The sequence below is a fragment of the Microbacterium sp. genome, assembly GCF_026393345.1.
Classification (GTDB): Bacteria; Actinomycetota; Actinomycetes; order Actinomycetales; family Microbacteriaceae; genus Microbacterium.
Genome location: NZ_JAPLAI010000040.1, coordinates 42541 through 61851, shown reverse-complemented (window position 1 = coordinate 61851; position 19311 = coordinate 42541). Strand labels below are relative to the sequence as shown.

Here is a 19311-nt window from a genome sequence, read left to right as displayed (position 1 = left end):
GAGGTGTGGGAAGCGATTTTCACATCGTCCGGGCGATCGACGATCCCCTTGACGACGTGCTCGAGCGCGGCGGTCAGCACGACGATTACGCCTCGGTGCTCTCGGCGGCGTCGGCCTCGTCAGCCGCGGGAGCGGCCTTCTTTTCGGCCTTCGGCTTGATGACCGACTTCTTGGCAGCGTCGATCGAGAACGGAGCCTTGGGCTCCGCAACCTTGACGGTGCTGACGGCGTTGGCGTCGCCCTGGTAGCGGCCCCAGTCGCCCGTGAGCTTGAGGAGCGCGAGGACCTGCTCGGTCGGCTGTGCGCCGACGCCGAGCCAGTACTGGGCGCGAGCCGAGTCGACCTGGATCACCGAGGGCTGCTCGGTGGGGTGGTACTTGCCGATCTCCTCGATCACGCGACCGTCGCGCTTGGTGCGCGAGTCGGCGACGACGATGCGGTAGTAGGGCGCGCGGATCTTACCGAGACGCTTGAGACGGATCTTGACTGCCACGATTCTCCTGAACGTGTGAAGGTGGACGAACTGGGCGCCTGGAGCGTGGGGTGCACACCCGGCGGAAGCTCTGGGGGTGGACGCCGGCGGATAGAGGGTCGGACGGCGGTCCAACGGTCTATTTTGCCAGATGAAAGCCGATGCCGCGAACACACCACCCCGCCGTGTCAGACTGAGCGCGTGACGGTGCCTTTCGCGACATCCCCGCGTTCGACGGTCGGGATCGAATGGGAGCTCATGCTCGCCGACGGCGACACGGGCGATCTGGTCCCTCGAGCCCCCGAGATCATCGACGCTCTGGCCGAGTCCACCGCCCCCGAACGCTTCACCGTGACCGGTGAGTTACTCACCAACACCGTCGAGGTGACCAGCGGGGTGGGCGACACGGTCGAGGCGGCGGTCGACGACATCGGCGACGCGATCGCGGCGCTGCGCACCGTCACCGACCCCGCCGGGGTCGAGCTCCTCTGCGCGGGCTCCCACCCGTTCGCGCAGTGGTTCGACCAGGAGGTCACCGACAAGACCCGGTACCACACGCTCATCGAGCGCACCCAGTGGTGGGGGCGCAACATGATGATCTGGGGCATCCACGTCCACGTCGGCGTGAACGACGTGAACAAGGTCATGCCGATCGTCGGTGCGCTCGCGACCTACCTGCCGCATCTGCAGGCACTGTCCGCATCCAGCCCGTTCTGGGCAGGCGAGCGCACCGGGTACGCCTCCAACCGCGCCCTCGTCTTCCAGCAGCTCCCCACGGCAGGTCTCCCCTGGATGCTGCCGGACTGGGCCGCGTACGAGTCCTATCTCGACGACATGGTCGGCACCGGCGTCATGGCGGACGCCACCGAGGTCCGCTGGGACGTGCGGCCCGCTCCCCGCTGGGGGACGGTAGAGATCCGCGCCTGCGACGGCATGTCGACGCTGCCGGAACTCGCGGCGGTCGCCGCGCTCACCCAGTCGCTGGTCGAGGATTTCTCCCGCCGACTGGATGCCGGAGAGGAACTGCCGGCGCTACAGCCCTGGTTCGTGCGGGAGAACAAATGGCGCGCCGCCCGCTACGGCCTGGATGCCAAGGTGATCGTGGACCGCGACGGCCGCCAGGAGCCGGTGGCCGATCACCTGCGCGAGACGATGGCGCGGCTGGCGGACACCGCCGAAGAGCTCAAGTGCGCGACGGAGTTCGCGGGCCTGGAGACGATCCTGTCGCAGGGGGCAAGCTACGAGCGCCAGCTCGCGGTCGCAGATGCGGCCGAGGGGGACCTCCGGGAGGTCGTGCAGCACCTCATCCGGGAGTTCCGCTCCGGTCCCGGCCGCCGGGACGTCCTCGCCGGTCACTGACCGCCGCGCGGCCGCGGGAACGGTGCGCGCTCAGCCCTTGCCGAGCATGCGCTGCAGCTCGGCCAGGTCCTCGGCACTCGGCGCCTTGCCGGCGCCGCCCCCGAGGCCGAACCCGGAGCCGGTGGCGACCGGCGCCTCCGCGGCGATGCCGGCGTTCTCCGCGGCGCGCTTGGCGGGGTTGCCCGAGCGAGAGCCCTTGGCCTTCTGCTGCTTTCCGCGCTTGCTGGACGCGCCGGGGCGGCCCATCGCGCCCATACCGGGGACGGCGGGCACGCCACCGCGGGCGACGGTCTTCATCATCTTCGCCGCCTGCTCGAAGCGCTGCACCAGCTGGTTCACGTCGGTCACGGACATGCCGGAGCCGCGCGCGATGCGTAGGCGCCGCGAGCCGTTGAGTACCTTGGGGTTCCGCCGCTCGGAGGGGGTCATGGAACGGATGATGGCCTCGGTGCGGTCGATCTCGCGCTCGTCGAAGTTGTCCAGCTGCTGCTTCATCTGGCCCATACCCGGGAGCATCCCGAGCATCTTCTTCATCGAGCCCATCTTCTTCATCTGCTGCAGCTGCTCGAGGAAGTCCTCCAGCGTGAACTGCTCGGTGGCGAGCTTCTCGGCCACCTTCATCGCCTCGGCCTCGTCGAAGGCGCCCTGCGCCTGCTCGATGAGGGTCAGGATGTCGCCGAGGTCGAGGATGCGGCTCGCCATGCGATCCGGGTGAAACGCCTCCAGGTCGTCGAGGCCCTCACCGGTGGAGGCGTAGATGATGGGGCGGCCGGTGACGGAGGCGACCGACAGCGCAGCGCCACCACGGGCGTCGCCGTCGAGCTTGGACAGCACGACACCGGTGAAGTCGACGCCGTCCTGGAACGCCTTGGCGGTGTTGACCGCATCCTGTCCGATCATCGCGTCGATGACGAACAGCACCTCGTCCGGATCCGTTGCGGCACGAATGTCGGCGGCCTGCTTCATCAGCTCGGCGTCGACGCCGAGGCGGCCCGCGGTGTCGATGATCACCACGTCGTGCAGCTTCTGCCGGGCGTACTCGACACCCGCGCGGGAGACCGCGACCGGGTCGCCGACACCGTTGCCGGGCTCCGGGGCGTAGATGGCGGCGCCGGCGCGCTCGGCGACGACCTGGAGCTGGTTGACGGCGTTCGGACGCTGCAGGTCGGCCGCGACGAGGAGCGGCGTGTGGCCGTCCTTCTCGAGCTGACGGGCGAGCTTGCCTGCGAAGGTCGTCTTGCCCGAACCCTGGAGTCCGGCGAGCATGATCACGGTCGGCGGGTTCTTCGCGAACTGCAGCCGACGCTGCTGGCCACCGAGGATCGCGACGAGTTCCTCGTTGACGATCTGGACCACCTGCTGCGCGGGGTTCAGCGCGCGGTTGACCTCGTCGCCCAGGGCGCGCTCGCGCACCTTCGCGGTGAAGTCCTTGACCACGGGAAGCGCCACGTCCGCATCGAGCAGGGCGCGCCGGATCTCGCGGACCGTCCCGTCGACGTCCGCGGGCGTGAGCTTGCCCTTGGTGCGGAGGTTGCGGAAGGTCTCTGTGAGCCGGTCGGAGAGAGTGCCGAAAGTCGCCATGATGTGACGAGTTTACGCGGGCGCGGGGGCGGAGCGGAGCCGGCCCCCCGGAGGGGACTGCTCAGTCGGCCTGGGCGAGCGCGTCGCGCAGCAGCGCGGCAAGCGGCGGACCGGCGGACGTGCGGTCGGCCCAGGCCCAGAGTGCGGCCAGCACGGCGGCGGCGTACGCCCCCGCACGCACCTCCGCGACCAGGCGCTCGGCCCCGTCCCGGCGGAGCCGTGCGATCACGTCCCGCTGCACGCGGCGTTGCCGTAGCGCCCGGTCGCGTTCCAGCTCCGCGGCGATCCCCATGGCGTCGGCATTGGTGATCGCGAGCGCCAGTGCGTCGGGCACGAGATCGGTCGCGATGCCGACGAGCGCCGCGGCCACCGTGACCCCGGGGTCGGCGAGGGCGTCGGCGGCCGCATCCGCCCGCTCATCGAACCCCGCCCACAGCACATCGCCCTTGGCATCGAAGTAGTTGAAGAAGCTGGAGCGCGCCACCCCCGCACGCCGGGTGATGTCGGAGATCGAGGTGGCGTCGTAGCCGCGCTCGAGGAACAACTCGCACGCCGCCTCCGCGAGGGTTTCGCGTGACGACACCCGCGGGCGACCGATGGGACGGGACACGAGCACCAGCGTAGAGCTCTCGTCGTTCAGGGTATTGTTGGACGCGATCCATAAACCCGCTCACTGCCCCGGGAGGGCACCGTGCTTGAGATCGTGACCGCTGGCCTCGCGCCCGACTACGTCCCGTACCTGGAGGGCTGGGCACGCCAGCGCGAGGTGCACGCCGAGGTCGTCGCCGGTACCCGAAGCGACACCCTGCTGCTGCTGGAGCACGAGGCGGTCTACACCGCCGGCACCCGCACCGACCCGGCCGAGCGCCCGGTCGACGGGACACCGGTGATCGATGTGGATCGCGGCGGCAAGATCACCTGGCACGGCCCGGGACAGCTCGTCGGCTATCCGATCGTGCGCCTGCCGCATCCGATCGACGTCGTCGCGCACGTGCGACGGCTGGAACGCGTGCTCATCGGCGTGCTCGCCGCGCACGGCGTGGAGGGGTATCAGGTCACCGGCCGCAGCGGGGTGTGGGTACGACGCCCCCTGTCCGAAGACAAGGTCGCCGCCATCGGGGTGCGGGTGGAGAAGAGCGTCACCATGCACGGCTTCGCCATCAACTGCGATAACTCGCTCGCGGGCTTCCGCGGCATCATCCCCTGCGGCATCCGGGATGCGGGGGTGACGACCGTGAGCGAGATCGTCGGCGCCGACGTCTCCCCCGCCGACATCGTCCAGACCGTGTCGGCGCACTTCGCGGCCGAGTTCCAGACCGAGCTCCAGGGAGCGGTGGCGTGAGCGTCGCGGAGCCGGCCGGCCGGAAGCTGCTGCGCCTGGAGGTCCGGAACTCCCAGACCCCCATCGAGCGCAAGCCGGAGTGGATCAAGACGAAGGCCAAGCTCGGCCCGGAGTACCGCGAGCTGCACGAGCTGGTAAAGACCGAGGATCTGCACACCGTCTGCCAGGAGGCGGGCTGCCCCAACATCTTCGAGTGCTGGGAGGACCGCGAGGCCACGTTCCTCATCGGCGGATCGCAGTGCACGCGGCGCTGCGACTTCTGCCAGATCGACACCGGCAAGCCGGCGGACTACGACACCGACGAGCCGCGACGGGTGGCGGACAGCGTCGCCCGGATGCGGCTGCGCTATGCCACCGTGACCGGCGTCGCCCGCGACGATCTGCCCGACGGCGGCGCCTGGCTGCACGCGGAGACGGTGCGCCGTATCCACGACCGGAACCCCGGCACGGGTGTGGAAATCCTCGCCACCGACTTCAACGGCGATCCGGACCAGTTGGCGGCCGTGTTCGACTCCCGCCCGGAGGTGTTCGCGCACAACGTGGAGACGGTCCCCCGCATCTTCAAGCGCATCCGCCCGGCGTTCCGTTACGACCGGTCGCTCGGGGTGCTCACCGCGGCCCGGGAGGCGGGACTCATCACGAAGTCGAACCTCATCCTCGGGATGGGCGAGGAGCCCGCCGAGGTCGTCGCCGCCCTGCAGGACCTGCACGACGCGGGCTGCGACATCATCACGATCACGCAGTACCTGCGTCCGTCCCCCCGCCACTTGCCGGTCGCCCGCTGGGTCAAGCCGGACGAGTTCGTCGGGTTCAAGGAGGAGGCGGAGCGGATCGGCTTCCTCAGCGTGCTCGCCGGCCCGCTGGTGCGCTCGTCGTACCGTGCCGGGCGACTGTGGGCCCAGTCGATGCTCGCAAAGGGGCGCGACATCCCGGCGGAGCTCACGCACCTGGCCCGCGACATCGCGGCCGGGGCATCCGGGTTCGCGCAGGCGGTCTGAGCGACTCAGTCGGCGCTGGTGACCGACTGCACCTTGCCCTCGGAGTCGAGGTTGACCAGCAGCACGTCGTCGGTGGCGTCCGAGTCCAGCGCGTATTCGAGCACCGCGAACGGGTCGGCGCCGCCGTGCTCGTCCGCCAGGATGGTCAGGCTCATCAGCTGCAGCGCGCGGATGATGTCGATCTGCACGTCGCCGGACTCGTCCACGAGGAAGTCGTTGATCTGCTCGCCGTGGAGAGTCTGCTGCTGCAGGATGTACTCGATGACCTCGCTGGTGCGGTCGTCGAGCTCCGAGACCATCGCCTCACGCGCGATCAGGTCCAGCGCCTCCAGCGACGACACGAGCCCTGCGGCGACGTCGAGCGCCGCCTGGGACACGTCGTCCTGGTCGGGCGCGGTGAGATCCACGGTGACCGACTGGTCGCCGAACTCCACGGTCTCCGACCAGAAGATCGAACCGTCGGGGCCGGACTCGAGGAGCCCGAAGAAGTCGTGTTCGATCGCCATTCCCCCATGAAACCAGGCTGGCGCGCGAGTCGGTAGTCCGCGGCGGCGCGTCGCAGGACCCGTCAGTCGACGAGCGCCTCGACGAACACGTGCGGGGTGAAGCCGGTGAGGTCGCCGATGCCTTCGCCCTGGCCCAGCAGCTTCACGGGGATGCCGGTGCGCTCCTGCACTGCCAGCACGAACCCGCCCTTGGCCGAGCCGTCGAGCTTGGTCAGCACGAGTCCGGTGACTCCCGCATGCTCGAGGAACGCCTGCGCCTGCATCACGCCGTTCTGGCCGGTGGTGGCGTCCAGCACCAGCAGCACCTCGCTGATGGGTGCCTGCTTCTCGACCACTCGCTTGATCTTGCCGAGCTCGTCCATCAGGCCGCCCTTGGTGTGGAGCCGCCCCGCGGTGTCGATGAGGACGATCTCGGTGCCGGTGCGGATGGCGTGCTCCACCGTCTGGTAGGCGACGGAAGCCGGGTCCTGGCCCTCCTGCTGCGGCCGGACGATCGACGCCCCGCCCCGCTCCGCCCAGGTCGCCAGCTGGTCGACGGCGGCCGCACGGAAGGTGTCGGCGGCACCGACGACGATCGTGCGGCCGTAGCGACGGAGGAAGTTCGCGAACTTACCGATCGTGGTGGTCTTCCCGACGCCGTTGACGCCGACGACCAGCACGACGGCGGGGCGCTCGGTCAGCCGCAGCGTCGTGTCGAACTTCGCGAAGTGCTCCTCGAGCGTCTCCTTCAGCATCCGCTGCAGGTCACGCGGGTCGGTGGTGCGAAAGCGGTCGACCTTCTCCCGCAGCTCGTCGATGAGCCGCTCGGTGATGTCTGGCCCGAAATCGGCGGTGAGCAGCGCCGTCTCCAGATCGTCCCATGTACTCTCGTCGATGACGGGCTTGACGAACATCCCCCGCAGGGCGCGCCCCAGCGACCACGATTTCTCGGCCATGACTCCAGCCTACGGGCCGGACGCGGCCGGCTCAGCCGAGCGGACCCACGACCGCCGTGTACGCGCCCGGATCCGCCTGCAGACTCGCCCATTGCGTGTAGACGTCGATGGCCTCCGGGCAGTCGAGCGTCGCGACCAGGCCCGCACCCAGCGCGGCGAATGCGCGAGCGGCGACGATGTAGGTCAGACCGTTCTCGGAGTCGGCGCCGGCGACCGACCGCGCGGCGATCGGGCCGCTGAGCGAGGCGAAGGTGATGTCGTCCGCGGCGTACGGCGCGACCTCCGCGACGTCGGCGTCGAACTGGATCGCGAGCAGCTGGTCCGATGCGTCGCTGTCGCCGCCCGATGTGTCGAGCCCGTCGACCCGCCCCTGCCAGTACCCGAGGATGCAGCCCGTCGCATTCTCCTGATACGACCACGCACCATTGCCGTCGTCGGCGGCGTACACGGAGAAGTCGGTGCTGCCGAGGAACGGGTCACCCCACTGCGCGCTCCACGAGGGATCGAGATCCGCGCCCGCGGCGAACGAGATCGCGACATCCGGGTCGGCCTGGGCATCTGTGTCCGGGTCGGCGGTCGGGGTGGCGGACGCGGATGGGGAGGCCGTCTTCTTTCCGCCCGCGAGAAGGTCGACGACGGAACAGCCGGCCAGGGTCGTCGTGGTCAGGAGCGCGGTGACGACGAGCGCGCCGACGCGGAAGGATGCGGAAGTCATGGCCCCACGCTAGCCGCGCGGCGGCACCCCCACCCGCGCTGTCCACACGCGGCCGGATCTGCGAGGAGGCGGACCTGCTAGGACGCGGCAGCCTCCCGCACGCGCTGCCCCACCACGGCCGACACACCGTCCTGCCGCATCGACACGCCGTAGAGCGCATCGGCGATCTCCATCGTGCGCTTCTGATGGGTGATGACGATGAGCTGGCTCGAGGCCCGGAGCTTCTCGAACACGCTGAGCAAGCGCCCGAGGTTGGCGTCGTCGAGGGCGGCCTCGACCTCGTCGAGGATGTAGAAGGGGCTCGGCCGTGCGGTGAAGATCGCGACGAGGAGGGCCACCGCTGCCAGCGACCGCTCGCCACCGGAGAGCAGCGAGAGCCGCTCCACCTTCTTGCCCACGGGCCGCACCGACACCTCGATGCCTGTGGTCAGCGGGTTGTCCGGGTCGGTGAGGGAGATGCTGCCGGTGCCGCCGGGGAAGAGCATCGGGAACACCTCGGTGAATGCCTCACGGGTGTCCTCGAATGCCTCGAGGAAGATCACCTGCATCCGCTCGTCCAGGTCACCGATGATCGTCAGCAGATCGGCGCGGGTCTGCGTGAGGTCGGTGAGCTGCTCCGTGAGGAACGCGTGCCGCTGTTCCAGCGCGGCGAACTCCTCGAGCGCGAGCGGATTGACCCGGCCGAGCTGACCGAGCTTGCGTTCCGCGTCCTGCAGACGGCGACGCTGGGCCGCTCGGTCGAACGGCACGCCCTCGGCGGCATCGTCATCGGACTCGGCGGGAATCAGCTGATCCGGACCATATTCCGAAATCAGTATATCTTCGTCGAGTGCCAGCTCACTGGCCACCCGCTCGAGCAGGCTGGACACGTGCAGTCGCTTCTCGTGGATGTGCATCTCGAGGCTGTGCACGCTCTCGGTGAGGGCGGCGAGGCGCTCTCGCACCACGCCCTCCGCCCGGCGGTGCTCCGCGAGCTCCGCGGTCACGGCCGTGCGCTGGGACTCGGCGGCGGCGAGTTCCACGCGAGCTTGGCTCACCGAGCGGTCGACCGAATCCAGGAGGGCCGGCAGCTGACCCGCGACCTCGGCGGCGATCTCGCGCTGGCGCCGGCGGATGACCGTGCGGCGGGCGGACTCCGCGGCGGCGACGCGTTCCCGCTCGCGCTGTTTCTCCAGCCCGACGATGCGTTGCTCGGCGGCACGGATGCGTTCCCGCAGGGTCTCGACGTCGAGCCGGGCGCGCATCTCGTTCTCGCGGGCGGCGTCGAGGCTCTGCAGCATCTCGTCGCGGGCGGACGCGTCGAGCATCGGCCGGGGCGCCTCCAAGGCGTGCTCGAGGCGTTCGCGGGCGACTCGGGCCGAGTCCTCTGCCTCGGCGACCGCGGTCTGCACCTGCGCGAGCTGGTGGGTGAGCCGCTCGCACTCGGCAACCGCGGCCTCGTGGCGCACCGTGGCACGGTTGACCTGTTCGGCATGGGCGGCCAGCGCCGCATCGTGCGCGCGGAGGGCGTCCAGTCGCTGCTTCGTACTGTGGCGCGCCTCGGCGAGTTGCCGGGTGCGGTCGGTGAGGGCGTCACGGAGCGAGTCGGCGACGACGGTCAGCTCCGCGAGGCGTTCGGCGGCCGCATCCCGTTCGGCGGCGAGCTCCAGCCGCGACCGCCCGGGGCCCGTCCCGGCGCGCACGGTGTAGCGGGTGACGATCTCGCCCGCACGGGTGACGACCGTGAGGTCCTCGGCCTTTGCCACCTGCTGCGCGGCGGCGAGATCGTCGACGATGACCACCCGCGCCAGGAGGCCCCGCACACCGTCGGGGGCAGTGACGACGTCGACGGCGCGGACGCTCCCCTCCGGCGCGATGACCGCGGGAGCCGCGGTGACCTCGGCGATCGCGATGTCGACGACACCGAGGTCGGATGCGCGCACTCGATCGGCGGTCTCGCGGGCGATCTCCGCGGTGTCGACGAGGACGCCTTCGGCAATCGACCCGAGCGCGGCGGCGATGGCGGCCTCGTACCCGGCCGAGACCTGCACGGCGTCACCCACGAGTCCACGGACCCCGGCGTCGCCGCGGGCGATGAGTTCGGACGCGCCGCCGCGGACGTCGAGGGCACGGCCGAGGGTAGCGACCTGCGCGGTGAGCCCGTCGATCTCTCGTTCGGCGGCGTGCAGGCGCTCCCGGATGCCGGCAACGTCGGCCTCCGTCTCGGTCGCCCGGCGCTGCGCCTGCTCGTAGGCGGCGGCGTGCTCGGCCGAGGACTCCTCCGGGACGAGGTCTGGATCCACTCCGGCGAGGGCTGCCTCCGCCTCGGCGCGGCGGGCGAGCGCAGCATCCAGCGCCCGTTGTTGCCGTTCGACACCCGCCTGCACCGCGGCGAGGGCGGATGCGGCGGCCTCGGCGGTGCCGCGAAGGGCGGAGATGCGCATGTCATGCTCGGAGACCAGCGCGCTCTGGGCGGCGATGTCGGCGTCGAGGGCGTCGAGCTCGGCGCGGGCGCGGCTCACCTCACGGCCGGCGGCCGCCGCCGCATCCTGCGCGTCCCCGACGCCGGCGGAGATCTCGTCGAGTTCTGCCCGCGCGGTGTCGACGTCGGACTGCGAGACGGTGACGGCCGGGGCGAGGGCGTCCTCGTCCGCGCTCAGCAGCGCGAGGCGCTGGCCGGCGAGCGTGTAGACACCGCGGAGGCGTTCCTGTACCTGTTCCAGACCGAACGCCACACGCCGGGCCTCATCGACCACCTCGGAGCGCTGCTGCGCCTCGAGGCGGGCGATGCGGACACGGGCTTGGTCCAGTTGATCCTGCAGCACCAGCCGTTCGGCGTGCCGCTCCTGCTCGTTGCGGGCGTGATCGCCGAGTTCTCGGCGCAGCCCGACGAGCTCGTCGGCGTAGAGCCGCGCCTTCGCGTCACGGACGACCGCGGCGATCGTCGCCGCCTCACGCGCCACCTCCGCCTGCCGGCCGAGAGGCTTGAGCTGACGCCGGATCTCGCCCGCGAGGTCGGACAGGCGGGTGAGGTTGGCCTCCATCGCCTGGAGCTTGCGGAGGGTCTTCTCCTTGCGCCGCCGGTGTTTGAGGATGCCGGCGGCCTCCTCGATGAACCCGCGTCGGTCCTCGGGGCTCGCCTGCAGCACCGTGTCGAGGCGACCCTGCCCCACGATCACGTGCATCTCGCGGCCGAGACCGGAGTCGCTGAGGAGCTCCTGCAGGTCGAGCAGGCGGCAGGAGTCGCCGTTGATGGCGTATTCGCTCGCGCCGTTGCGGAAGAGGGTGCGACTGATCGTCACCTCGGCGTACTCGATCGGCAGGACGCCGTCGGAGTTGTCGATCGTCAGCTGCACCTCGGCGCGACCGAGCGGCCCGCGGGTGGACGTGCCGGCGAAGATGACGTCTTCCATCTTGCCGCCGCGGAGGGTCTTCGCCCCCTGCTCCCCCATGACCCAGGCGAGCGCGTCGACGACGTTGGACTTGCCCGATCCGTTGGGTCCGACGATTGCCGTGACGCCGGGTTCGAAGGCGAAGGTCGTCGGCTGCGCGAACGACTTGAACCCTTTGAGCGTGACGCTCTTCAGGTGCATGGACGTCCTCCGGCCTTCTCGACGATTACCCCTGATCACGCTACCGGAGCAGGCGTGCTCCGCCCGCAGCGACGCCCCGGCCACCGGCGGCATCCGCATCCCCCGCATGTCCCACTTTCTGCAGAACATGTCCCACTTTCTGCCGGTTTGAGGTGCTCAGAGCGGCAGAAAGTGGGACATGCTCCGGGGCGCGCAGGAGGGCTCGGCGACGGATGCAGCGAGGTCGCGAGGCGGGCGCGACACGCCCGAGGTGTTGACGTACCTGGGAGTTGTGCGATAGCGTCCTTCACCGTGCCGCGTCCCGGCATACCGTCCGATGTCGAGAGGAGATCGCCATGATGAATCCAGCATTCACCGGCGTGCAGCGCACTCGCGCCGCCGTGGCGACCGTCTCCATCGAGGCGTTTCGGGGCTGCCTGATCGGCGGCTTCCCGAACGGTCGCGCGCACACCGCCGCGTAACCACCGCAGGGCACGACTCTGCCCGCTTCGCGGGCTGACCGTCGCCGCGACCCGCTCGACGCACATCGTCGCCGCGATCGCGCACCCCGTTTGCGGTCTCCCCTCCGGTCGCCCTCCGCGCGCCCGGCTCCCCTTCTTCGCTTTCGTCCACATCGAAACAGGAATCATGAATACTCTGCATGTCTCCGGCTCCGCACCCACGCAGGTGCGGGCTCGCCCTCCGGTCACCATGACGACCGATCACTCCGCCCACCGCCCATCGCTGCTCGAACGCAGCGCCATGCGGCTCGGCCTGTGGCTCCTCCTCTGGGGACGCCACCGGTCGCAGCGCCGCGTCGACCGCGACGCACATGCGCGGTACCTGCTCGCCGAGCAGGTACGCCACGAGCGTGAACGCTCCGACGCGTACGCCGCGTTCTCGCTGCCGCCGCGATGACCCGCTTCCCCACCCGCCCCGCACCAGGAGGTGCCCGCATGCCCCCCGCCTCGATCGAGATCCGTCCGGTCGTCGTGCCCACCCGGGCCGACGGTCCGGACGCCGAGGACTTCCGCCACACGGTCGCCGTCCGCAACCGCGTCTACCGCGAGGTCTCCGGCCACGACGATCATGCGATGACCCCGGCCGAGCTGCTCCCCGTCTACCAGCCCGATCCGCACGAGAAACGTCTGCTGTGGCTCGTGCTGCGAGACGGTGAGCCGGTCGGCCGGCTCGGCGCCGATATCCCGCTCGAGGCGGGGTCGCGCGGCGCGTACCTGCTCATCGAGCTCATCCGTGACGCGTGGGGCGAGGGCATCGGCTCGACGGCGTACGAGCTGCTCGAACGCACCGCGCGCTCCGAGGGCCGCTCCGTCCTGCAGACCTGGGTGGAGCACATCGCCGCGCCCGGGGAGCAGCTGGTGCCGCCGACCGGCTTCGGATCGATCCCCCGGGATCACGCCGCCCGGTTCCTGCTGCGCCACGGGTACGCCCTCGAGCAGGTCGTGCGCATGAGCGCCTTCGCCCTGCCCGGGTCGCGGGATGCGCTGACAGCCCAGCTCGACGCCGCGCGCGCCGCATCGACCGAATACCGCACCGTGCAGTGGTGGCTTCCCACCCCGGACGAGTTCGTCGATGGCTACGCGTGGATGAAGTCGCGCATGTCCACCGACGCGCCCGCCGCCGGCATGGAGTACGACGAGGAGGCGTGGGATGCGGCGCGTCTGCGTCGCCACGATGCGGAGTACCTCGACGGTGGTCGCCGGGTGCTGGTCACGGCCGCGCAGCACCTCGCCTCCGGTGAGCTGTGCGCGTTCAACGAACTCGCCATCGGCCCCGACTCCACATCCGCGTCCCACCAGGAAGACACGCTTGTGCTGGCCGCGCACCGGGGGCACCGGCTCGGGATGCTGGTGAAGGCCGCGGGTCTGCTCACCTGGCGCGACGCGTTCCCCCACTCACCGCGCGTGATCACGTACAACGCCGAGGAGAACCGGCCGATGCTCGACATCAACGAGGCACTCAGCTTCGTGCCAGAGACCTACGAGGGCGCCTGGAAGAAAATGCTCAGCTGAGCGAACGCTGCTGCTTCTGGCAGCGCGGGCAGAAGTGACTCGACCGGTTCGTGAACGACACCCGCACGAGCGGCGTACCGCACCGCGGACACGGCGCTCCAGTGCGGCCGTAGGCGTTCAGCGAATGTGCGAAGTAGCCGGCCTGGCCGTTGACATTCACGTACTGGGCGTCGAAGCTCGTGCCGCCCTCGGCCAGCGCCTTCGTGAGCACCGTCCGCACCTCCGCGAGGAGGCGGTGCACCGTCCGGGTGGCGAGCAGCGACGCGGTCGTCTCCGGATGGATGCGGGCGGCCCAAAGCGCCTCGTCGGCGTAGATGTTCCCCACCCCGCTCACGACGGTCTGATCCAGCAGCACGCGCTTCACGTCGACCCGCTTGCGGCGAAGCGCCGCGCGGAATGCCCGGTCGTCGAAGGCAGGATCGAGCGGGTCGCGCGCAATGTGTGCGACCTGACCGGGAACGAGCGGCTCGTCGGCACCGCGCCCGCCAGCCCGCCCGTCGGGGGTGGGTTCGAGCACATCGAGCGCGAGCGACCCGAAGGTGCGCTGGTCGGCGAAGACCACCGCGAGGTCACCGTGGTCGGGGTGCGCGATCGACAGCCGGATGCGCTCGTGCCGCTCCCGCGGTGCACCGGAATCCCGCAGCAGCAGCTGGCCGCTCATCCCCAGGTGTCCAACTACGGCCTCGGGGGCGTCCGCATCCGTGACATCCCGCGGGTCCAGCGGCAGCCAGAGGAACTTGCCCCGGCGGGCCGCGGCCCGGATGCGGCGGCCGGTGAGGCGTCGCTCGAAATCGACGGCCCCGAGGGCATGCCGGGTCAGGGCGCGTTCGTCGAGCACCTCGACGCCGAGCACTGTCGCACCGCGCACCGCGGGCTCGAGCCCGGCCCGGACGACCTCGACTTCGGGAAGCTCAGGCACGGCCGCTGAGCTGGTGCCAAGCGGTGAGCGCCGCCGCCATCTCGGCGTGCTTCTTGCTCGTCCCGGTGCCCTCGGTGCGAAGGTCGCCGACGACGACGACGGCACGGAACGTGCGCGCGTGGTCGGGCCCGGCGGAGGTCACCTCGTAGACCGGGGCGGGCGCACCCTGTGCGGCGGCGAGCTCCTGCAGGCTGGTCTTCGGATCGATCGCCGCACCGTAGCGGTCCGGGTCGTCGAGGAGCGGTTCGATCAGTCGCATGACCAGCGCCGTGGCGGCCTCCGGACCCACCGACAGATAGGTCGCGCCGATGAGCGCTTCCACGGTGTCGGCGAGGATCGAGTCCTTGTCGTCTCCGCCGGTGAGCTGCTCACCCCGGCCGAGCTTGATGAACTCGCCCAGCCCGATGGTGCGCGCCACCTCCGCCAGCGCCAGGGTCGAGACGACGCCGGCGCGACGCTTGGCGAGGGAACCCTCGTCGAGGTCGGGATGCTGCGTGTACAGCCGAACCGTGACGGCTTGACCCAGCACCGAGTCGCCGAGGAACTCCAGGCGCTCATTGTGCGGGATCTGGCCGTGCTCGTACGCGTAGGAACGATGGGTCAGTGCAAGAGAGAGAAGCTCGGGATCGATGACGACCCCGAGCTTCTCGGAAAGTGCGGAGAGGTCCGCCACGTCCGTCATAGGACGCGGATCAGACGTCGGCGACCTTGCGGCCCTTGTACTCGAGGAACAGCTCGGTGCCCTGCGAGTCGGTGACGACCTTCGCCTGGTGAGGACGGCTGTAGACGACCTTGCCGTTCTCGATGGTCTTGACCAGCGCGACGGGCGCGGCCTTCCACTGCGCGCGACGCGAACGAGTGTTGGAGCGCGAAACCTTGCGCTTCGGAGGGTTTCCAGCCATGGTCTTCTCTTTCCTAGGAGTTCTGGGGGTTCTGCCCGGTTTCGCCGGGCTCTTCGGCCGGCTCCGCAGCAAGCTCCGCAAGCGCTGCCCACCGTGAATCGACGGGTTCTTGCGATGCCGCTCCGGGGCTGTCAGCCAGACGTTCACCCGTGGCTGGGTCGAGCCCCGGGCAGTCCGGCCGGCAAACCGGCTGGAACGGAAGCGAGAGAACAATCGCATCCCTGACCAGAGTTTCAAGATCCACGTGGTCGTCTTGAACCTCGAAGTCATTCGCTTCCCCACCAGGATACGCGAAAAGCTCTTGGAACTCGACTTCGACGGGCGCGGCGATGTCGATGAGGCATCGGCCGCACACTCCGGAGTAGGTGGAATGGACCTCGCCGGTGACGAGGATGCCCTCGTGAACGGACTCCAACCGCGCGTCGAGTTCCAGGGTTTCCCCGGCCTCGACGGCCACGAGACCTTCGCCCCACTTCTCCGTCAGGACGACGTCGAGTTCGGTCTCACGCATCTCCCCCGGACGACGATCGATGTCACGGATGTTGATGCTGAACGGGCCGGGCCGACGATTTCTCACCCGGGGAGTCTACCCGCGCCCTCAGATGCCGCGGGCGCCGGTGTCCAGGAACCGCGCCACCGCGGGCGGGACGTACGGCGACACGTCGCCGCCGAGGCCCGCCACCTGACGCACCAGCGAGCTGGAGACCAGCGCGTGGGAGGGGTCAGGCAACAGGAACACCGTTTCGACGCCGGCCAGGTGCCGGTTGACGATCGCCATCGGCGTCTCGTAGGTCACGTCGAGCTGCGAACGGATGCCCTTGACCAGCACCCCCGCGCCCACATCGGCGGCGTAGTCGACGAGCAGACCTACGCTCCACGAGGCGACCGTCACGTGGTCGGCGTCGAAGCCGCCCTCGGCGATCGATTGATCGAGCAGACTCAGCCGCTGCGCGATCGGCAGCATGGCCTCTTTGCCCGGGTTGTGCACGACGACGACGTGCAGCTCGTCGTAGAGTCCTGCGGCGCGACGGATGACGTCGAGGTGGCCGAGGGTCGGCGGATCGAAGGATCCGGGGACGACGGCGATCCGATTGCTCACCCCCTCAGCGTACTGGGGGCACCGCACCGCCCATGGCCGGACGACATAGAAGGTTTCGCGGTTCTTGCCCCGGGGAGCAGCGGTCAGTTCTTCGCCATGGCGGCGCGCTCGCCCGCATCCAGGCGTCGTTCGATGGCCTGGGCCAACCCCGGATGCCGCAGCAGCGCGGGGTCGTCGTCGAGGATCCGCTCCCCCTCGGTACGGGCCTGTGCGATGAGATCGGCATCGGTGACCACGCGGAGGAGGCGGAGCGACGACCGCACACCCGACTGGGCGTCGCCCAGCACATCGCCCTCTCCGCGCAGTTCCAGGTCGACCTCGGCGAGGGCGAAGCCGTCGAGGGTGGCCGCCACGGCCTCGACCCGGGCGCGCGCCGGCGTACGGGGCGCCGCCTCGGTGACCAGCAGGCACAGGCCCGGTACCCCGCCACGGCCCACCCGGCCGCGCAGCTGGTGCAGTTGCGACACGCCGAACCGGTCGGCGTCCATGATGATCATCGTCGAGGCGTTCGGCACATCGACGCCCACCTCGATGACGGTGGTGGCGACGAGCGCGTCGATCTCGCCCGCGGCGAAGGCCCGCATGATGCGGTCCTTCTCGTCTGCGGGGAGCTTTCCGTGCAGCGTCTCGACCCGGAGGTCCCGGAATTTCGGGTGGGTGGCGAGGAGGCGGGCGAGCTGCACGACCCCCCACCGGGTGGGGGTGTTCTCCGCGGTGTCGGTGGGCGGCTCCGGGCCATCGGCGGGTTCGGCGGTGCCGGCCTCGACATCGATGGCCGGGCACACCGCGAACACCTGCCGCCCCTGCGCGATCTCCTCCGCGGCACGATCCCACACCCGGGCGAACCACGCGGGATGCTCGGCGAGCGGGGCGACGAAGGTCTCGATGCCGGCGCGCCCCGCGGGCATCGTGCGGATGGTCGACACGTCGAGGTCGCCGAACACGGTCATCGCGACCGTCCGCGGGATGGGCGTGGCGGTGAGCACGAGCGCGTGCGGACTCGTGCCCTTGGCGCGGAGCGCCTCCCGCTGGTCGACGCCGAACCGGTGCTGCTCGTCGACGACGACGAGGCCGAGGTCCGCGAAGGTGGTCTTGTCGCTCAGCAGCGCGTGCGTGCCGACGACGATGAGCGCCTGACCGGATGCCACGCGGAGCGCCGCCTTCCGCCGGTCCGCTGCGGGCATCTGCCCGGTGAGGAGCGTCGGCATGAGCTCGGGCGCCAGGTCTCGCCCCAGCATCCGCGTGATCGAGCGCAGGTGCTGCCCGGCGAGCACCTCGGTGGGTGCGATGAGGGCGCTCTGCCCGCCGCTCTGCGCGACCTGCAGCATGGCGCGGAGGGCGACGAGGGTCTTCCCCGACCCCACCTCGCCCTGCACCAGGCGATTCATGGGCCACGCACCCACGAGGTCGCCGGCGATACTCGCACCGACGCTTACCTGGTCGGGCGTGAGCGGGAACGGCAGCGACTCGTCGAAGCGGGCCAGCAGGTCACCGGCAGGACGAGCGGTGGCCGACAGCGCGCGGGTGAACTGCCGCTGCTGCAGCAGTGCGGTCTGCAGCACGAGGGCCTCGTGCCACCGGAGAGTCTGCAGCGCCGGAGCGGTCTCATCCTCGAAATCGGGAGTGTGGACGCGCTGCAGCGCGAGGCGGAAGGGCAGGAGCCCCTGTTCGGCACGCAGCTTCTCCGGCAGCGGATCGTCGAGCTCGCCGAGCACGTCGAGGACGTGCCGCACGATCGTGCCCACCTTCCAGCTCGGCAGCGCGGCCGTGGCAGGGTAAATGGGGATGGGCTGCTTGGCGTACGTCGCTGCCGCCATCACGGCGGTGTCTTCATCGGTGAACAGCTCGTAATCGGGGTGTGCGAACTGCTTCCCGTGGCGATATTCGCCGACCTTGCCGGAGAAGATGCCGCGTTTGCCGGGCAGAAGCTCGCCTAGCCGCCACGACTGGTTGAAGAACGTCAGCTGCAGATGACCACGCCCGTCGGTGATCATCACCTCGAGGATGCTGCCGCGCCGGCTCTGCATCTTCCGCTCGGTCGCGGACTCCACCTGCGCGACGATCGTCACCTGCTCACCCACCGTCAGCGAGTCGATGGGGGTGAGCTCGCCACGCAGCGCGTAGCGGCGGGGATAGTGCGAGAGCAGATCGCCCACGGTCCGCATCGCGAACGCCCGTTTCAGCGCGGCGGCGGTCTTGCCGCCCACGACGCCGTCCAGGCGGCTGTCGAGGGTCACGGTCACGCCGAAAGTCTAGGCCGCGGCACCGACACCGGCCACGCGGCGACCGGGCTACGGTGGACGGATGCTGCGCTCCCTGATGGCCCGCCTGTTCTGGGCGCTGAGCCGGTGGCGGCTCGTGTCGGAGCCTGCCCCCGACCGGCCCACCGTGCTGGTGGGTGCGCCGCACACCTCCAACTGGGACTTCGTCATCATGCTGGCGATCGCGTGGCGGCTGCAGGTCCCGGTGCGGTGGCTGGGCAAGAGCAGCCTGTTCCGCGGCTGGCGGGGACCGCTCATGCGCGGCCTCGGCGGTATCCCGGTGGACCGGAAGAACCCGGCCCGGGTGGTGGACGAGGTCGTCGCCCGGGTGCACGCGGGCGAGGTGTTCGGCCTCGTCGTCACCCCGGAGGGGACGCGCGGTGCGGGCTCCCACTGGAAGTCGGGGTTCTACCGGATCGCGCTGCAGGCGGGGATGCCCGTCACCCTCGGCTACGTCGACCGGACCACCATGACCACCGGTCTCGGACCGACGCTGGAGCTCACCGGCGACATCCCGGCCGACATGGACCGCATCCGCGCGTTCTATGCCGACAAGGCGGGCGTACGGCCGGCCCTCCGCACCGAACCACGCCTGCGCGAAGAGGACGGCACGGGCGCCGTCTCCCCCGACGCGTGAG

At 70.3% G+C, this 19311-nt stretch carries 20 protein-coding genes and 1 pseudogene; 7 read left to right on the top strand and 14 right to left on the bottom strand.

The window, feature by feature from the left end:
- Together NT132_RS06915 and rpsP are read right to left on the bottom strand one after the other, a co-directional pair.
- A pseudogene (locus tag NT132_RS06915) lies at nt 1-80 on the bottom strand (RNA-binding protein); the annotation flags it as partial.
- Between the two features lie 5 nt (nt 81-85).
- A complete protein-coding gene (rpsP, locus tag NT132_RS06910) occupies nt 86-493 on the bottom strand; it encodes a 30S ribosomal protein S16 (RefSeq protein ID WP_297786785.1) in 408 nt (135 codons plus the stop codon).
- Between the two features lie 180 nt (nt 494-673).
- On the opposite strand from rpsP, the gene NT132_RS06905 reads away from it, so the two are divergent.
- Nucleotides 674-1831 carry a glutamate--cysteine ligase gene (locus NT132_RS06905; protein WP_297786783.1) on the top strand — a complete coding sequence of 386 codons (1158 nt, stop codon included), beginning with the start codon at nt 674-676 and terminating at the stop codon, nt 1829-1831.
- A 30-nt stretch (nt 1832-1861) separates the two neighbouring features.
- On the opposite strand, the gene ffh is transcribed toward NT132_RS06905, so the two are convergent.
- On the bottom strand, nt 1862-3412 hold the full coding sequence (gene ffh, locus NT132_RS06900) for a signal recognition particle protein (RefSeq protein WP_297786781.1): 1551 nt from the start codon (nt 3410-3412) through the stop codon (nt 1862-1864).
- A gap of 61 nt (nt 3413-3473) precedes the next feature.
- The gene (locus tag NT132_RS06895) at nt 3474-4022 is read right to left on the bottom strand and encodes a TetR/AcrR family transcriptional regulator (RefSeq protein ID WP_297786778.1); all 549 of its coding nucleotides are present in this window, start codon (nt 4020-4022) and stop codon (nt 3474-3476) included.
- A gap of 81 nt (nt 4023-4103) precedes the next feature.
- Here NT132_RS06895 and lipB point away from each other — a divergent pair, with 81 nt between their 5' ends.
- Together lipB and lipA are read left to right on the top strand one after the other, a co-directional pair.
- Nucleotides 4104-4754: a lipoyl(octanoyl) transferase LipB gene (lipB, locus tag NT132_RS06890; RefSeq protein ID WP_297786776.1), complete on the top strand. Its 651-nt coding sequence runs from the start codon at nt 4104-4106 to the stop codon at nt 4752-4754.
- Nucleotides 4751-5752, top strand: a complete 1002-nt coding sequence (gene lipA / locus NT132_RS06885) for a lipoyl synthase (protein ID WP_297786774.1) — start codon at nt 4751-4753, stop codon at nt 5750-5752. Before lipB ends, lipA begins: the two co-directional genes overlap by 4 nt.
- Nucleotides 5753-5757: 5 nt before the next feature.
- Here the strand turns inward: lipA and NT132_RS06880 are convergent, their stop codons facing one another.
- From NT132_RS06880 to smc, 4 genes are all read right to left on the bottom strand, one after another.
- Entirely contained in the window at nt 5758-6258 is a 501-nt protein-coding gene (locus NT132_RS06880) for a DUF2004 domain-containing protein (RefSeq protein WP_297786772.1), read from the bottom strand.
- 62 nt (nt 6259-6320) lie between these two features.
- Nucleotides 6321-7193 (bottom strand): signal recognition particle-docking protein FtsY, encoded by an 873-nt coding sequence (gene ftsY / locus NT132_RS06875; protein ID WP_297786770.1) that lies wholly within the window; start codon nt 7191-7193, stop codon nt 6321-6323.
- Nucleotides 7194-7224: 31 nt separating this feature from the next.
- Nucleotides 7225-7908 (bottom strand): hypothetical protein, encoded by a 684-nt coding sequence (locus tag NT132_RS06870; RefSeq protein ID WP_297786768.1) that lies wholly within the window; start codon nt 7906-7908, stop codon nt 7225-7227.
- Between the two features lie 77 nt (nt 7909-7985).
- Nucleotides 7986-11480, bottom strand: a complete 3495-nt coding sequence (smc, locus tag NT132_RS06865) for a chromosome segregation protein SMC (protein WP_297786767.1) — start codon at nt 11478-11480, stop codon at nt 7986-7988.
- Nucleotides 11481-11815: 335 nt separating this feature from the next.
- Between smc and NT132_RS06860 the strand changes: the two genes are divergently transcribed.
- The 3 genes from NT132_RS06860 to NT132_RS06850 all read left to right on the top strand — a co-directional run bounded on the left by NT132_RS06860 (nt 11816) and on the right by NT132_RS06850 (nt 13492).
- Entirely contained in the window at nt 11816-11941 is a 126-nt protein-coding gene (locus NT132_RS06860; protein ID WP_297786766.1) for a hypothetical protein, read from the top strand.
- 166 nt (nt 11942-12107) lie between these two features.
- On the top strand, nt 12108-12377 hold the full coding sequence (locus NT132_RS06855; RefSeq protein WP_297786764.1) for a hypothetical protein: 270 nt from the start codon (nt 12108-12110) through the stop codon (nt 12375-12377).
- A gap of 38 nt (nt 12378-12415) precedes the next feature.
- Nucleotides 12416-13492, top strand: coding sequence for a GNAT family N-acetyltransferase (locus tag NT132_RS06850; protein WP_297786762.1), 1077 nt, complete (start codon nt 12416-12418; stop codon nt 13490-13492).
- Here NT132_RS06850 and mutM read toward each other — a convergent pair.
- From mutM to NT132_RS06820, 6 genes are all read right to left on the bottom strand, one after another.
- Nucleotides 13485-14411: a bifunctional DNA-formamidopyrimidine glycosylase/DNA-(apurinic or apyrimidinic site) lyase gene (gene mutM / locus NT132_RS06845; RefSeq protein ID WP_297786760.1), complete on the bottom strand. Its 927-nt coding sequence runs from the start codon at nt 14409-14411 to the stop codon at nt 13485-13487. The two genes, NT132_RS06850 and mutM, sit on opposite strands and share 8 nt — an antisense overlap.
- The gene (rnc, locus tag NT132_RS06840) at nt 14404-15093 is read right to left on the bottom strand and encodes a ribonuclease III (protein WP_297786758.1); all 690 of its coding nucleotides are present in this window, start codon (nt 15091-15093) and stop codon (nt 14404-14406) included. Before rnc ends, mutM begins: the two co-directional genes overlap by 8 nt.
- Nucleotides 15094-15103: 10 nt before the next feature.
- Nucleotides 15104-15313 carry a 50S ribosomal protein L32 gene (rpmF, locus tag NT132_RS06835; protein WP_247622624.1) on the bottom strand — a complete coding sequence of 70 codons (210 nt, stop codon included), beginning with the start codon at nt 15311-15313 and terminating at the stop codon, nt 15104-15106.
- A 13-nt stretch (nt 15314-15326) separates the two neighbouring features.
- On the bottom strand, nt 15327-15824 hold the full coding sequence (locus NT132_RS06830) for a YceD family protein (RefSeq protein WP_297786812.1): 498 nt from the start codon (nt 15822-15824) through the stop codon (nt 15327-15329).
- An 87-nt stretch (nt 15825-15911) separates the two neighbouring features.
- Nucleotides 15912-16412, bottom strand: coding sequence for a pantetheine-phosphate adenylyltransferase (gene coaD, locus NT132_RS06825; RefSeq protein WP_297786754.1), 501 nt, complete (start codon nt 16410-16412; stop codon nt 15912-15914).
- Nucleotides 16413-16495: 83 nt separating this feature from the next.
- Entirely contained in the window at nt 16496-18655 is a 2160-nt protein-coding gene (locus NT132_RS06820; RefSeq protein ID WP_297786752.1) for an ATP-dependent DNA helicase RecG, read from the bottom strand.
- Nucleotides 18656-18716: 61 nt separating this feature from the next.
- On the opposite strand from NT132_RS06820, the gene NT132_RS06815 reads away from it, so the two are divergent.
- The gene (locus NT132_RS06815; protein ID WP_297786750.1) at nt 18717-19310 is read left to right on the top strand and encodes a 1-acyl-sn-glycerol-3-phosphate acyltransferase; all 594 of its coding nucleotides are present in this window, start codon (nt 18717-18719) and stop codon (nt 19308-19310) included.
- Nucleotide 19311 lies beyond the last annotated feature (1 nt).

Coding starts and splice junctions, on each gene's coding strand:
- NT132_RS06850 (WP_297786762.1), top strand. CDS start 12,416: ATGCCCCCCGCCTCGATCGAGATCCGTCCGGTCGTCGTGCCCACCCGG.
- NT132_RS06815 (WP_297786750.1), top strand. CDS start 18,717: ATGCTGCGCTCCCTGATGGCCCGCCTGTTCTGGGCGCTGAGCCGGTGG.
- ffh (WP_297786781.1), bottom strand. CDS start 3,412: ATGGCGACTTTCGGCACTCTCTCCGACCGGCTCACAGAGACCTTCCGC.
- rnc (WP_297786758.1), bottom strand. CDS start 15,093: ATGACGGACGTGGCGGACCTCTCCGCACTTTCCGAGAAGCTCGGGGTC.
- smc (WP_297786767.1), bottom strand. CDS start 11,480: ATGCACCTGAAGAGCGTCACGCTCAAAGGGTTCAAGTCGTTCGCGCAG.
- NT132_RS06870 (WP_297786768.1), bottom strand. CDS start 7,908: ATGACTTCCGCATCCTTCCGCGTCGGCGCGCTCGTCGTCACCGCGCTC.
- NT132_RS06880 (WP_297786772.1), bottom strand. CDS start 6,258: ATGGCGATCGAACACGACTTCTTCGGGCTCCTCGAGTCCGGCCCCGAC.
- NT132_RS06860 (WP_297786766.1), top strand. CDS start 11,816: ATGATGAATCCAGCATTCACCGGCGTGCAGCGCACTCGCGCCGCCGTG.
- NT132_RS06830 (WP_297786812.1), bottom strand. CDS start 15,824: ATGCGTGAGACCGAACTCGACGTCGTCCTGACGGAGAAGTGGGGCGAA.
- rpmF (WP_247622624.1), bottom strand. CDS start 15,313: ATGGCTGGAAACCCTCCGAAGCGCAAGGTTTCGCGCTCCAACACTCGT.
- ftsY (WP_297786770.1), bottom strand. CDS start 7,193: ATGGCCGAGAAATCGTGGTCGCTGGGGCGCGCCCTGCGGGGGATGTTC.
- NT132_RS06855 (WP_297786764.1), top strand. CDS start 12,108: ATGAATACTCTGCATGTCTCCGGCTCCGCACCCACGCAGGTGCGGGCT.